The sequence below is a fragment of the Streptosporangium sandarakinum genome, assembly GCF_050942225.1.
GTDB classification, from domain to species: Bacteria; Actinomycetota; Actinomycetes; order Streptosporangiales; family Streptosporangiaceae; genus Streptosporangium; species Streptosporangium nondiastaticum.
Genome location: NZ_CP192034.1, coordinates 1,388,429 through 1,401,127, shown reverse-complemented (window position 1 = coordinate 1,401,127; position 12,699 = coordinate 1,388,429). Strand labels below are relative to the sequence as shown.

The following is a 12,699-nucleotide window of genomic DNA, read 5'->3' as shown; positions in this document are numbered from 1 at the left end:
GGCCGTACGGCGTGGCGGAGCGGATCGCGGGAGCCGGGGGTCCGCCGAAAACGGGTGGATCGCCACCCGTCCGGGTTGGCACCATCGGGAAATGCGCAACTGGCCCCTTTTCGGACTGCGGGTGACCACCCCTCGCCTGGAGCTGCGGTTCCCGTCCCTCGACGACCTGGACGCCCTGGCCGGCCTCGCCGCCGAAGGCGTCCACGACCCCGGGGTCATGCCGTTCCTCTTCGCGTGGACCGACGCCGAGCCCGACGAGCGGGCGCGGAGCACCGTCGCCTTCCACTTCCGGCAGTGGGGCGCGTGGACTCCGGAGAAGTGGAGCTGCTCCTTCGTCACCGTCGTGGACGGGGAGGTCGTCGGCACCCAGGAGATCGGCGCCACCGACTTCGCCGTCACCCGGCAGGTCGACACCGGCTCCTGGATCGGCCGCCGGTTCCAGGGGCGGGGCATCGGCACCGAGATGCGCGCCGCCGTGCTGCACCTGGCCTTCGCGGGCCTCGGCGCCGGCCACGCCCTCTCGGGCGCGTTCGCCGACAACCTCGCCTCGCTCGGGGTCTCCCGCAAGCTCGGCTACGTCCCCGACGGCGTGGAGATCCGCAGCCGCAGAGGCGAGGCCGCCGAGCTCCACCGGCTGCGCCTGGCCCGCGACGCCTGGACCGCCCGGGACGACATCGCGATCCACGGCCTGGAGCCCTGCCTGCCGCTGTTCGGCGCCGACCGTACGGCGGAGAGCCGCTGACCGTACGGTGGGAGGCCGCTGACCGCCCCGAACGTCGTCTCGGCCCGCCGTCCCTCCGGCGAAGAAGGCCAGGCCGTCCGGCTCCGGATCGCGGCCGGGGAGACGGCCCGGAATCATCGCTTTCCGTGGCGGGCGGACCACTGAAGCACGGCTCGCCGAGCCGTGCTTCAGCGATCCGCGTCAGTCCTCGTTCGGCGTGAAGTGCGAGAGCACCTCCGGGTTGGCCATGGCGTCGAGGTTGGCGGCCTTCTCGGCGGGGACGCCGAGAAGGATCTTGCGCACCGGCACCTCCAGCTTCTTGCCGCTGAGCGTGCGCGGGATGCCCGGGACCTCGATGACCTCGTTCGGCACGTGCCGGGGGGACAGCTCCTCGCGCAGCGCCGTGCGCAGCCTGGCCAGCAGGTCGCCGGACAGCTCGGCCCCCTCGGCCATGGTGACGTACAGCAGCAGCCGGCCGTCCTGGCCGAGCTGGCCGGTGTCGATCACCAGGCTGTCGGCGATCTCGGTGAAGCGCTCCACCACCCGGTAGAACTCGCTGGTGCCCATCCGCACGCCGCCCCGGTTGAGGGTGGAGTCGGAGCGGCCGTAGATCACGCAGCCGCCGTCCGGCAGGATCTTGATCCAGTCGCCGTGCCGCCAGACGCCGGGGTAGTCGGCGAAGTAGCTCTCCCGGTAGCGGGCGCCGTCCGGGTCGTTCCAGAACATGACCGGCATCGAGGGCATCGGCGCGGTCAGCACCAGCTCGCCCACCTCACCGATCACCGGCCGGCCCGACGGGTCGAACGCCTCCACCTTCGCGCCCAGGCAGCGGCACGGGATGACGCCCGCGCGGACCGGCAGCAGCGGGACCGCCCCGACGAAGCCGGTGCAGACGTCGGTGCCCCCGGAGAACGAGCCGAGCTGGACCGCGGGCAGCGCCTCGGCGATCCAGGCGAACCCCTCCGGCGGCAGCGGCGAACCGGTGGAGCCCACGCCGCGCAGCGCCTCCAGCCCCTCCGGCCGCACCCCCTCCTTCATCGAGGTCACGATGTACGGCGCGCCGACGCCGAAGTACGTCACCCCCTCCTCGGCGGCCAGCCGCCACAGCGCGTCGGTGCCCGGGTGGGCGGCCGACCCGTCGTAGAGCACCACCGTCGCGCCGACCAGCAGGCCGCCGACGAGGTAGTTCCACATCATCCAGCCGGTGGTGGTGTACCAGAAGAAGACGTCGTCCTCGCCCAGGTCCTGGTGGAAGGAGAGCGCCTTGAGGTGCTCCAGCACCACGCCGCCGTGGCCGTGCACGATCGGCTTGGGCAGGCCGGTCGTACCGGAGGAGTAGACGATCCACAGCGGGTGGCCGAACGGCACCGGCTCGAAGTCGAGCGGCCCCTCGGCGGCCCGCAGCTCCGCCCAGCCGATCACCCGCCCGCCGTCCCCGGCGGCGCCGGGCGTCCCCTCACCGGACGCTTCGGTCGCGGGCGTCCCGGCTCCGGCGGGCGCGCCCGGGGAGGGGACGCGCACCCGGGCGACCAGGGTCGGCAGCTTGGCCGCGATGTCCCGCACGACCTGGGAGCGGTCGAACCGCCTGCCGTTGTAGTGGTAGCCGTCCACCGCGATGAGCACCTTCGGCTCGATCTGGGTGAACCGGTCGATCACGCTGGAGGCCCCGAAGTCCGGGGAGCACGACGACCAGACGGCCCCCAGCGAGGCCGTGGCGAGGAAGGCGATCAGCGTCTCCGGCACGTTCGGCGCGTAGGCGGCGACCCGGTCGCCCCGGCCGACGCCCAGCGCGGCCAGGCCCGCGCGGACCCGCGCGACCTCACCGGCCAGCTCCCCCAGCGTGAGGGTCCGGCGCTCACCGGTCTCGTCGCGCGCCACCACCGCGAGGCGGCCGGGGTCGGACGCGGCGCGGCGCAGCGCGTTGGCCGCGTAGTTCAGCGTCGAGCCGGCGAACCACTCCGCGCCGGGCATCGTCCCGGACAGCACGGGCCCGTCGCCGCGCTCGCCGGCCACCTCGAAGTAGTCCCAGACCGACGTCCAGAACCCGGCGGGGTCGTCCACCGACCACCGCCACAGGGAGTCGTAGTCGCCCGGCCGGCCGAGCCACTCCATGTAGCGGGTCACCTTGGCGTCTCTCACGACCTCCGGGGAGGGTTCCCAGAGCAGCGCACCTTCCTCAACCATGGTCCCCATCCTGTCGGCGGCCCGCCCGAATGTCATCCCCCGGGCGCACACACCGGCCGGGCACGGGGTGTGCGCCGGCCACGTGGCTCAGCCGCTCAGCCGCGCAGCCGTTCCACGGCGGCCCGCGCCGCGGCGCCGATCACCGCGTCGGCGCGGGGCTGGTTGTGGGCGGTGCCGTACGAGCGGGTGAAGACGGCGACGGCGTAACGCCCGCCGTCGGGGTACTCCACCACGCCGGCCTCGTTGCGGATCGTGGGCAGCGTCCCGGTCTTGCCGCTGACCGCGACGTCGTCGTAGGGGAAGCCTGCCGCCAGGCGGTGCGGCCACACCTGCAGGCCGAGCAGCCTGCGCATCGCGGCGCACGACCGCGGCGAGGCCGCCTCGTCACGCCAGATCATGCCGAACAGCCGCGTCGTCTCGCGCGGGGTGCTGCGGTTGGTGCGCGCGGGGTCGAGCGCCCGCAGCCGTGCCAGCACGGCGGGGTCGGTGGGCATCTCCTCCTGCCCGGAGTCCTCGACGATGCTCGCGAACAGCCCGCGGCAGTCGTGCTCGACCCGTGTGCCGGTCAGCCCCAGACCGGCGAGCATGGTGTTGACCGCCGACAGACCGACCCGGTCCATCAGCGTGTCGGCGGCGGTGTTGTCGCTGACCGCCATCATCAGGTAGGCCAGGTCGCGCAGGGACATCGTCACGTCGTCGGACATCGCCGACACTCCGGTGGCCCCGGGAGTGTGGCGGTCCGCCATGACCGTGACCCGCTCGGCCGGGTCCAGCAGCCCCCGGTCCGTCTGCCGGAAGAACTCCACCAGCAGCGCCACCTTGAACATCGAGGCGGTGACCACGGCGTCGTCGGCGTCGTGGGCGACCTCGGCGCCGGTGTCGACGTCCACGGCGTGCAGGAAGCCCGTCACCCCGGCGGAGCGGAAGAGGGTGCCGAGGCCGGTCATCGAATCTCCTTGGGCGAGGGAAGCCCGGTCGCCGGGGCCGGGACGGGCGGAGGTCAAGCGAGGAACCCGGAGGCGGGGCGGGCCCGCACCCGCCGGGCCGGCGCCACTCCGTCGTCCGTCATCCCGGCGTTCTCCTTCAGCACTCGTACCGCCACCGCACCGAAGGCTACGGCAGCCTCCCCGGGCTCTCCGCGCCAGGCGGTGGAGACCTGCCAGGTCAGCGGGGTGCCCAGCAGCGGCCTCCAGCGCAGCCCGGGAAGGGCGACCTGCGGCCCGAAGGCGACGGCCGTGCCCGCCATGACCAGGCCGAGGGTCTGCGCCTCGTGGACCTCCTCCGGGACGAACCCGTGGCGGCGGCACTCGGTGAGCGTCTCCTCGTGCAGTCCGGGCTCGTGAGGGTAGAGCACCAGCCGCCGCCCCGCCAGGTCGGCCAGGTGCACCGACGCCGACGCCGTCAACGGGTCGGACTCGGCCAGCACCACGCCGGGACGCTGGACGAGCACCGGGCCGAAGCGGAGGCCCGGCACGGCCACCGGGTGCCGGACCACGCCCACGTCGAGGGTGCCGTCGAGCAGTGCCGCGACCTGGTCGGCGCTCCACATCTCCGCCGGCGCCGGCCGTACGTCGGGGGCCCGCTCCCGGAACCCGGCGATGAGCGCCGCGATCACCGCCGACCCCAGGTCGGGCAGGACCCCCACCCGCAGCACCGCGCCCTCGCCGCGCCCGGCCAGCTCGCGCAGCCGCTCCACCCGCGACACGATCTCGCGTGCCTCGGGCAGCAGCAGCCGCCCCTGCTCGGTCAGCCGCACCTGGCGGGCGGAGCGGTCGAACAGCCGCACGCCGAGCTCGTCCTCCAGCCGCCGGATGCGCTGGCTGAGCGGCGGCTGGGCCATGCCGAGCCTGATCGCCGCGTTGCCGAAGTGGAGTTCCTCGGCGACGACGGTGAAGTAGCGCAGATGGCGGACGATGTCCATGAGCAGGGATCATATCGGCTTCGCTATAGATCAGCAGCAGATATCAATATTGGACATCGCTGGGACGCCTCTGGTCTCCTCGACCTGCGAGACAGGGGGACGAGCCATGAGGAACAAATACAGGTACGGCGCGGCCGCGGTCGCGCTGGCCGCCGCCGCGGCGGGCGCGGGCGTGTGGCTGCTGCGCACGCCGGGGTCGCCCGAGGACACCGCCCGGGACTTCCTCGCCGCCTGGACCCGGCAGGACTACCGGGCGATGCGGGCGCTGACCGTCGACCCGCCGGGTGACTTCGACCGCTGGTACACCCGCTTCCGGTCGGACCTGAAGATGTCGGGGGCCGCCTTCCGGGTCACCGGGGGCGACGACGCCGACGACGCCGACGGCTCCACGGTCCGGTTCCGGGCGACGCTGGACGGCCCGGTGCGCTGGTCCTACGACGGGTCACTGCGGGTGGTCGAGCACGAGCGGGCCTGGCGGGTGCGGTGGACCCCGACGGCGATCCACCCCCGCCTCGGCCCGGGCCTGCGGATCAAGGCCGTGCCGTCCCGGCCCGAGCGGGCGCCGATCCTGGCCGCCGACGGCACCAGGATCGACACCCCCTCCGCGCCCGGCTCGGTGCAGCAGCTCGTCGAGGGGCTCGCCGACAGGTACGCCGCCCGCCTCACCGGCTCCTCCGGCGGCCGGGTGGACCTGGTGCGGGACGCCGAACGGGTCACCACGCTCGCCACCGCGGGCGCGCGGCCGGGCCGGAAGCTGACCACCACGATCGACCTGCGGGTGCACCGCGCCGCCGCCGACGCCATGGACGGCGTGACCAAGCCCGCCTCGCTCGTCGCGCTGCGCCCCTCGACGGGTGAGGTCCTCGCGGTGGCCAACCAGCCCGGCGGGTTCAACCGGGCGCTGCTCGGCCACTACCCGCCCGGCTCCACCTTCAAGGTGGTCACCGCCTCGGCCCTGGTCGCGGGCGGCATGACGGCCGATCAGCCGGTCGGCTGCCCCGCCGAGCGGAACATCGGCGGCTACGCCTTCCACAACGCCGGTTTCGAGGACTTCGGCACGGTGCCGCTGCGGGCGGCGTTCGCGCACTCGTGCAACACCACGTTCGGGTCGCTGAGCGTGGAACGGCTCGGCGCCGAGCGCCTGTCCTCGGTCGCGGCGAGCTTCGGGTTCGGCGGGCCGGTGGACCCGGGGGTGCCCGCCGTACGGGCGCAGTTCCCGGCCCCGAAGGACGACACCGACCTCGCCTCGGCCGCGATCGGGCAGGGCCGCGTCCTGACCAGCCCGCTGAACATGGCCACCGTCGCCGCCGCCATCGCCGACGGCTCCTGGCGCCCGCCCCGCCTCGTGGACGCCGCCCTGCTGCCGGCCGCCCAGCCGAGGAGGCTGGAGCCCGCGGTGGTGCGGGCGCTGCGCACGCTGATGCCCGCGGTGGTGACGGACGGCACCGCCAAGGGGGTCTCCTTCCCCTCCGGTACGGCGGGCAAGACCGGGACCGCGGAGTTCGGCTCGGGGAAGGAGCCGCCCACCCACTCCTGGTTCATCGGCTACCGCGGCGACCTGGCGTTCTCGGTGATCGTGGAGGGCGCCGGCGAGGGAGCGGCGGTGGCCGCCCCGATCGCCGCCCGGTTCCTCAACGGCCTCGCCTCGCCCTGAACCGGACCGCCGGACCGGGGTTCCGGGTGGCGGGCCGCCGACCGGTTCCGATCACGGATCCGGCGTTCTCCGATCACGGATCCGGCGTTCCGGGCCGCCGGGTCACGGGATCGCCGGGTCCGGCCGGGCCGCGTCCCGCACCGGTTTCCGGCCCGCCCCGGGGGCCGGGCCGGAAACCGGCGGGCGCAGGGCGGCCAGGGCCGCGGCGGGGTCGTCGGCGAAGAACCGGATCACCCGGACCTCCGCGCGGCGGCCGAACGGGCGGACCGCGACGACGGGCTCGGCCAGCTCGACGACCACGTTCGTCTGGGAGGAGACCGCCACGCCGAGTCGTCCGTCCTTCACGGTCACCATGCCGGACTCGCCGTAGCCGGACGCCCGCCGTACCGAGGAGATCAGTTCGCGGGGGACGCGCAGGTCGAAGAAGACCCCGTACCGGACGCGCAGCTCACGATCGGAGACGACGTGGGGCCGGGTGGCGCAGGCGGCGCCGAACGCCAGGAGGAAGACGACCGAGTAGACGTGCAGCGCGAGCATCACCAGGTGCACCGCCCACGGCACGCTCCCGCCCTGCAGCATCAGCTCCACGGCCGTCCCCTCCACCACCGTCGCGAACAGCAGGAGCAGGACCGTGGAGAACTGCCCCCGGGCGTACGGCACCGCGACCGCGCCCGGTGGGACGCCGTCGCGGCGGCGCGCCGCCCACAGCGCGAGGGAGGCCATGCTGAGGGCCTCGAACCCGATGAACCTGCGCACCGGCTCCGGTACCAGCCGGCGCGCGACCTCCCGGGCGGCGGCCCGGCGGCCCGCGCCGCGGCGGCGCTCGTCACGGAACAGCCGGACGAAGGTCACCGCCTCCAATGTGAACACCGCCGCGATGAGCCCCTCCGCCGCCACGACCACCGGGACCGGCAGCGGCGCTCCCGACAGCAGCGCCACCGCGAGCACCAGCTCGGCGGCCGGTACGGCGAGCAGTGCGGCACGCGCGATCCGGAGCGTCATCGTCCCTCCACGGGCTTCTCCTCGGATTCCCGGGCGATCATGACGACGGCCCGCCGGAACACCTCGGCCTGGGCAGGCGACACCTCGGCGTACAGCGTCCGCAGCCACCGTTCCGCCTCCGTGGAGGCGAGGTCGCCCATGGCCGCGGCCATCGCCGCCGCCTCGCCCGGAATGCAGGCCGCCACGTCGGCGGCGACCTCGGCGACACGGGGATCGCCGAGGTCGGCCTCGGCCAGCTCGTCGAGCCGCTCGTAGACGGCCCTCCACCGGGCGGCGGCGGCCGGCTCGGTGAGCGGGCGCATCAGGCCGAGCAGCCGCTCGTGGCCCTCCGGGGTGACCGCGGTGTCCAGCAGCGCCAGCAACTCGCGGTCGAGGTCGGCGAGCGCCGACTCCCCGGCCGGGAAGCCGCGCAGCACCTCCGCGACGCCGGGGGACACCGTCGCGTCGGGGTGCAGGCCGGCGGGGTCGGCCAGCAGGGCCGCCAGCCGGGCGCGCCGGTCGGCGATCACCATCTGCTGCCGGGCGAGGTCGGCGTCCAGCTCGGCCAGCACCTCCTCCAGGTCCCGGCCCCGGTCGTCGGCCAGCACGTCGCGGATCTCGTCCAGGGACAGCCCCAGCTCGGCCAGCCTCCGCACCCGGGCCAGGGCGATCGCGTCACGCAGGCGGTAGTCCCGGTAGCCGTTGGTCAGCCTCTCCGGTTCGGGAAGGAGGCCGATCCGGTGGTAGTGACGCACCGTCCGGGTGGAGACCCCGGCCAGCGCGGCGAGTTCGCCGATCTTCATACCGCCATTAGAAACGTTGACGTCGCGACAAGGTCAACGCGGAGCCTCCGTCCCGGGCGGGACGGAGGACCCCGGAGAACACCCCGGGCACCCGGGAACGGCGGTTCGCGGCCCGACACGGCGCGGCCCGGAACGCCCCGTGGCTCAGCCGGCCTTACGGGACGGGGAGGTGAGGCCGGCCACGGCGGCGACGACCTCTGAGGGGTCGGCCAGGCCGGGCAGCACCACGTCGGCGCCCGCCTCGTGCAGCTCGGCCGGCAGGGAGCGGCCGGTGGCGACGCCGATCATCGCGGCCCCGGCGATCCGGGCGGCCTGGACGTCGCGGGCCGAGTCGCCGATCAGCACGGTGTTGCCGCCGTCGAAGGCCGTGCCGTACTTGACCTTGGCCCGGCCCTGGGCGACCTGGAGCAGGGTGGCCTTGGGGTAGACCTCCTCGCCGTAGCCGCCGACCTCGAAGTCGACGTGCCGGTCCAGGCCGAAGGCGGTCAGCTTGTGCACGGCGTTGCTCTTGATCGTGCCGGTGAGCACCGACTGGACGGTGCCGTCGAGCCTGGCCACGGCCCTGAGCGCGTCGGCCGCGCCGGGCATCGTCCGGCCGTCCCGGGTCAGCAGGCCGCGCCGGGCAGCGAAGGCGACGGCCAGCGCGTCGAGGAACGCCGGCAGGTGGTCGTCGGTGGCGACGACCCCGTTCAGGGCGAGCATCTCGAAGACGATCTCGGAGTCCGGGCGGCCGTTGTGCTGGGTCAGCTTGACCAGCGGACGGCCGGTGACCCGGCGGAACGCCTCGGCGTACGCGTCGCGGGTCACGATGGACACGTCGACCAGCGTGAGGTCGATGTTCCAGAGAACCAGGCGGTTGATCGTGGCCTCCCGGGGGTGGGGGTCGCGGACGCCGCCGGGGCGGGGGCTCGCGGACGCCGGTGGTACGGATGCCAAGGGTACGGCCGCCGCCGGGCCCGCGCCCCTCCCGATGCCGAGGATGTGCGGCCCGGCGGGGCGTCGGGCGTGACCGGGGACGTACGGCCCGGCGCGCGTCAGGCGTGGTCGAGGGCGTCGGCGAGGGTGTCGACGACCGGGACGCCGCAGGTCGCCAGGGCCGCCCTGCCGGTCACGCCGCCGCTGTAGAGCACCGCCCGCGCCCCGACGTGCTGCGCCGCGTGCGCGTCGTCGAGGCTGTCGCCGATCACCAGCACGTCGGTGGGATCGACGCCGAGTGCCGCGAGATGCGCCACCATCGACTCGGCCTTGCGGCTGCCGAAGCCGGCGAGCAGGCCGTCGATCCGCAGGAAGTGCCGGGCGATCCCCAGCTCGGTCACCTTGGGCACCAGCCGGTCGTGCGCCCACATGGACAGCAGTGACTGCCCGCCGCCCGACTCCTCCCAGCTCCGCAGGGCGGACAGCGCGTCGGCCGCGAGACCGCACTCCGGCATCAGCCGGTGGTAGTGCTCGTGGAACTCGAAGTCGAGCCTCTCCCACTCGCCGTCGAGGAGGGGGCGGCCGAGCATGCGCTCGTAGGCCGTCCAGATGGGGCGGGAGTACACCGCCCGGAAGCCCTCGACGTCGTAGGGGGCCAGACCGTGGGGTTCGAAGACCGCGTTCGTCGCCTCCACCACGGCGTGGATGTCGTGGAAGAGCGTGCCGTTCCAGTCCCAGACAATGTGTTTCGTCATAGCCGCACAAGCGTAGCCCTCCAGGACGACACGGCCGCGCCGGGTGGGGCCCGCGTGACCTGCGTGACCTGCGTGATTCGCGTGTCCCGGCGACGCCGGGCATGCGCCGCCCGGCCCCGGCCCCGGGGCCGTCGCGCCGTCCGGCCCCGCCCACCCGGCCGCCGCGCGAACCCACTCCGGCTCCGGAGCGCGCGGACGGGGAGAGCGCCGCGCGGGGTCAGCCGAGCAGGTCGGGCATCTCCTGGGTGGCGTACCACAGCAGCTCGTGGGCCTCGGCGCCGTCCACCGTGAACCGCGCGTCCTCGTCCCCGCGGTCGGCCTCGGGCAGCGCGGCGATCGCGGCCTCGACGTCCGCCGCCGCGGCCTCCTCGTCCACGTGGACCGCGGCGATCCGCGTCATCGGGACCGCGGCGGCGAGCCGTACCCGGGCGCGCTCCTCCGGCTCCGCGCCCATGCTCACCTCGTCGTCCGGCACCTCGGCGGCGACGACGACCCGGCGCGCGGCCGCCTTGACCCCGTCGGCGCGGTCGGCGGCCAGCATCCGCAGGGACGCCCGGGCGGCGTCGGTCAGGGCGATGTACTCCAGCTCCTCGGTGTCACCCGAGGCGTACCACTCGACCAGCGCGGGTGTGACCGCGTAGCCGGTCAGCGGGGCCGGGCCGAGCTCGCCCTCGGAGAGCACGCGGGCCAGCGCCGGAAGCGTGCAGGGCAGGTAGACGCGCATCCATGCCTCGATCTGTTCATCCCACACCGGCGCCGGTGCGGCGCCGATCACCCATCGAGTGTGCCAGCCCGGACGGCCGGGCCGCACGCGGCGCGAGGCGAGGACGCGGCGGGGGACACTGTGGGGACAGTGGGGACGCCGTGAGGACGCCGTGAGGACGCCGTGAGGACGCCGTGAGGACGCGGTGGGGATCTCAGCGCAGCGGCACGCCGAGGATCGTCTCCAGCTCCACGATGGTCTCCTCCGCCTCCCGGTGGTGCACGCCGACGATGCCCAGCGCGCGGGCGGCGACGATGTTGGCCTCGATGTCGTCGACGAACACGCACTCCTCACCGGTGAGGCGCACCCGGCCCAGGGCGTGCTCGAAGATCCTCGGCTCCGGCTTGCGCATGCCGACCTCGCCGGAGATGACGACCTCGTCGAAGAACTCCTCCCAGCCGTCGCGGGGGTACTCGTTGGCCCAGGAGTTGGAGACCAGGCAGGTCCGCAGGCCCGCGGCGCGCGCCGCGCGGAGCATGTCGTACATCGGTTCGATCCGGAGGAACCCGGCGAACATCCTCTCCAGCAGCCCCTCGGCGGCCGGCGGCACGCCGTCCGTCGTGATCAGCATGGCCGCCAGGGAGCGTTCGAAGTCGGGCCCGGAGATCTCCCCGCGTTCCAGGGCGTGCACGACGTTCTCGGCCGGCCCCGACCCCTCGTAGGCGTGCTGCACCAGCTCACGCATCACGCCGTGGTAGTGGTCGGCGTCGATCCGGTCGGCGACGATCCAGTCGGTGATCGCCTCGGACAGGTTCGTCGTCAGCACCCCGCCCCAGTCGATGAGCACACCTTTGAGCATCCCGCCTCCTTCTCGGCATCGGCTCCAGATTAGGACGTATCCGGACGAAGCCAACGGGGGTCCTATCCTCCCCCTGATCACCGGAGGGCGAAACACCCTCTCCGTCGCCTCTTCCTTATATTTCCGGAAAGAGCGTGGAATGCCGATGGCTTTGCGTGGTGAACACCCATCTGACCAGGCATAAAGCGTTTCGGAAGCGCCGCGGGAGGAACGCTATGGGAATGGCGGCATGCCCATGAAACAGCACGTAGATGGCCTGATGAGGCTTCTGCGGGTTTTGTTTTGACCGTTTCCTCAGAACTCCGTCCAGGAGGGGCCATGACAGTGAGCCAGACGTCGAGTCGGACGTCGAGCCGGACGTCCCGGCCGTCACGCGGCCGCGCGACGGCGGGTTCCGCCGCGACGGCGCCGGAGCCCGCGGCGACCGGCCGGACGACGGAGCAGCGCGGGACCGCGGAGCAGAGCACGGACGGCCACGCGCTGACGCTGAACCTGCCCATGCTGACCGTGCAGCTGCGTCCCCCGCACATGCACCTGCCGCACATCAACCGGCAGGAGGCGGGCCACGCCGTCGACACGGCCCGGTCCCTCCTCCCGCCGCCGGAACGGCTCGTCTACTACGGCGGGCTCGGCGCGCTCGCGGTCGCGGGACTGATCGAGTGGCCGGTGGCGGCGGCCATCGGGGTCGGAACGGTGATCGCCCAGCGTGCCCGCAGGGAGCGGGCCGCCTCGCCCTCCGCGCCGCCCGTCCCGGCCTCCGGGCCGGGCTCCGTGAGCACCCCCGCCGAGGGCGCCGGGACGACCGGTACGGCGGGCACCACGCGCACCCGGGCCACCCGGACCACCCGCGCCACCGGCGGCACCACCCGCGCCACCGGCGGCACCACGCGGGCCACCGGAGGCACCGCCCGGACCACCCGGGCCACCCGGGCCACCTCGGCCGCCGGCGGCACGGCGCGGGCCACCCGGTCCACCGCCGCGGCCGCCAAGGCGGCCTCCCCGGCCGCCGGGGCCGCCGGAGCCGCCTCGCCCGCCACCCGGTCCGCGTCGCGGACCGCCCGGGCCGCGGGCGCGGAGGGCGCCTCCGGGTGACGGCGGCGGGCACGCCGGCACGGGAGGACACCGGGAATCCCGGCGGTGCCCGCCGGAAGGACACCGCCGGGGCGTCCGGAGGACACCGGAGGGACGTCCGGGGGGCGGCGG

12 protein-coding genes are annotated in these 12,699 nt (G+C 74.4%); 3 read left to right on the top strand and 9 right to left on the bottom strand.

Annotated elements, in window-relative coordinates:
• Positions 1–91 precede the first annotated feature (91 nt).
• Complete coding sequence (locus tag ACQP10_RS06725) at positions 92–742, top strand: GNAT family N-acetyltransferase (protein ID WP_346021932.1); 651 nt, start codon at positions 92–94, stop codon at positions 740–742.
• A 180-nt stretch (positions 743–922) separates the two neighbouring features.
• Here ACQP10_RS06725 and ACQP10_RS06720 read toward each other — a convergent pair whose 3' ends face one another.
• The 3 genes from ACQP10_RS06720 to ACQP10_RS06710 form a co-directional block, all read right to left on the bottom strand.
• Positions 923–2,905, bottom strand: coding sequence for an acetoacetate--CoA ligase (locus tag ACQP10_RS06720; RefSeq protein WP_346021931.1), 1,983 nt, complete (start codon positions 2,903–2,905; stop codon positions 923–925).
• 95 nt (positions 2,906–3,000) lie between these two features.
• Positions 3,001–3,852, bottom strand: coding sequence for a serine hydrolase (locus tag ACQP10_RS06715; protein WP_346021930.1), 852 nt, complete (start codon positions 3,850–3,852; stop codon positions 3,001–3,003).
• Between the two features lie 53 nt (positions 3,853–3,905).
• Entirely contained in the window at positions 3,906–4,826 is a 921-nt protein-coding gene (locus tag ACQP10_RS06710; protein ID WP_346021929.1) for a LysR family transcriptional regulator, read from the bottom strand.
• 106 nt (positions 4,827–4,932) lie between these two features.
• On the opposite strand from ACQP10_RS06710, the gene ACQP10_RS06705 reads away from it, so the two are divergent.
• On the top strand, positions 4,933–6,480 hold the full coding sequence (locus ACQP10_RS06705) for a penicillin-binding transpeptidase domain-containing protein (protein ID WP_399499926.1): 1,548 nt from the start codon (positions 4,933–4,935) through the stop codon (positions 6,478–6,480).
• A 102-nt stretch (positions 6,481–6,582) separates the two neighbouring features.
• Here the strand turns inward: ACQP10_RS06705 and ACQP10_RS06700 are convergent, their stop codons facing one another.
• The 6 genes from ACQP10_RS06700 to ACQP10_RS06675 all read right to left on the bottom strand — a co-directional run bounded on the left by ACQP10_RS06700 (position 6,583) and on the right by ACQP10_RS06675 (position 11,496).
• Entirely contained in the window at positions 6,583–7,482 is a 900-nt protein-coding gene (locus ACQP10_RS06700; RefSeq protein ID WP_433541056.1) for a hypothetical protein, read from the bottom strand.
• On the bottom strand, positions 7,479–8,264 hold the full coding sequence (locus ACQP10_RS06695) for a MerR family transcriptional regulator (protein WP_346021926.1): 786 nt from the start codon (positions 8,262–8,264) through the stop codon (positions 7,479–7,481). Before ACQP10_RS06695 ends, ACQP10_RS06700 begins: the two co-directional genes overlap by 4 nt.
• A gap of 144 nt (positions 8,265–8,408) precedes the next feature.
• Positions 8,409–9,125, bottom strand: coding sequence for an HAD family hydrolase (locus ACQP10_RS06690; RefSeq protein WP_346022139.1), 717 nt, complete (start codon positions 9,123–9,125; stop codon positions 8,409–8,411).
• Between the two features lie 173 nt (positions 9,126–9,298).
• Positions 9,299–9,934, bottom strand: coding sequence for an HAD family hydrolase (locus ACQP10_RS06685; RefSeq protein WP_433541055.1), 636 nt, complete (start codon positions 9,932–9,934; stop codon positions 9,299–9,301).
• A gap of 217 nt (positions 9,935–10,151) precedes the next feature.
• The gene (locus tag ACQP10_RS06680) at positions 10,152–10,658 is read right to left on the bottom strand and encodes a DUF6912 family protein (RefSeq protein ID WP_346022138.1); all 507 of its coding nucleotides are present in this window, start codon (positions 10,656–10,658) and stop codon (positions 10,152–10,154) included.
• A 193-nt stretch (positions 10,659–10,851) separates the two neighbouring features.
• Positions 10,852–11,496, bottom strand: coding sequence for an HAD family hydrolase (locus ACQP10_RS06675; protein WP_346021924.1), 645 nt, complete (start codon positions 11,494–11,496; stop codon positions 10,852–10,854).
• A 318-nt stretch (positions 11,497–11,814) separates the two neighbouring features.
• Between ACQP10_RS06675 and ACQP10_RS06670 the strand changes: the two genes are divergently transcribed.
• Entirely contained in the window at positions 11,815–12,588 is a 774-nt protein-coding gene (locus ACQP10_RS06670; RefSeq protein ID WP_433541054.1) for a hypothetical protein, read from the top strand.
• Positions 12,589–12,699 lie beyond the last annotated feature (111 nt).

Bases quoted from the DNA above. Each gene is read 5' to 3' on its own strand.
- ACQP10_RS06725 (WP_346021932.1), top strand. From the start codon at position 92: ATGCGCAACTGGCCCCTTTTCGGACTGCGGGTGACCACCCCTCGCCTG.
- ACQP10_RS06720 (WP_346021931.1), bottom strand. From the start codon at position 2,905: ATGGTTGAGGAAGGTGCGCTGCTCTGGGAACCCTCCCCGGAGGTCGTG.
- ACQP10_RS06715 (WP_346021930.1), bottom strand. From the start codon at position 3,852: ATGACCGGCCTCGGCACCCTCTTCCGCTCCGCCGGGGTGACGGGCTTC.
- ACQP10_RS06710 (WP_346021929.1), bottom strand. From the start codon at position 4,826: ATGGACATCGTCCGCCATCTGCGCTACTTCACCGTCGTCGCCGAGGAA.
- ACQP10_RS06705 (WP_399499926.1), top strand. From the start codon at position 4,933: ATGAGGAACAAATACAGGTACGGCGCGGCCGCGGTCGCGCTGGCCGCC.
- ACQP10_RS06700 (WP_433541056.1), bottom strand. From the start codon at position 7,482: ATGACGCTCCGGATCGCGCGTGCCGCACTGCTCGCCGTACCGGCCGCC.
- ACQP10_RS06695 (WP_346021926.1), bottom strand. From the start codon at position 8,264: ATGAAGATCGGCGAACTCGCCGCGCTGGCCGGGGTCTCCACCCGGACG.
- ACQP10_RS06685 (WP_433541055.1), bottom strand. From the start codon at position 9,934: ATGACGAAACACATTGTCTGGGACTGGAACGGCACGCTCTTCCACGAC.
- ACQP10_RS06680 (WP_346022138.1), bottom strand. From the start codon at position 10,658: ATGCGCGTCTACCTGCCCTGCACGCTTCCGGCGCTGGCCCGCGTGCTC.
- ACQP10_RS06675 (WP_346021924.1), bottom strand. From the start codon at position 11,496: ATGCTCAAAGGTGTGCTCATCGACTGGGGCGGGGTGCTGACGACGAAC.
- ACQP10_RS06670 (WP_433541054.1), top strand. From the start codon at position 11,815: ATGACAGTGAGCCAGACGTCGAGTCGGACGTCGAGCCGGACGTCCCGG.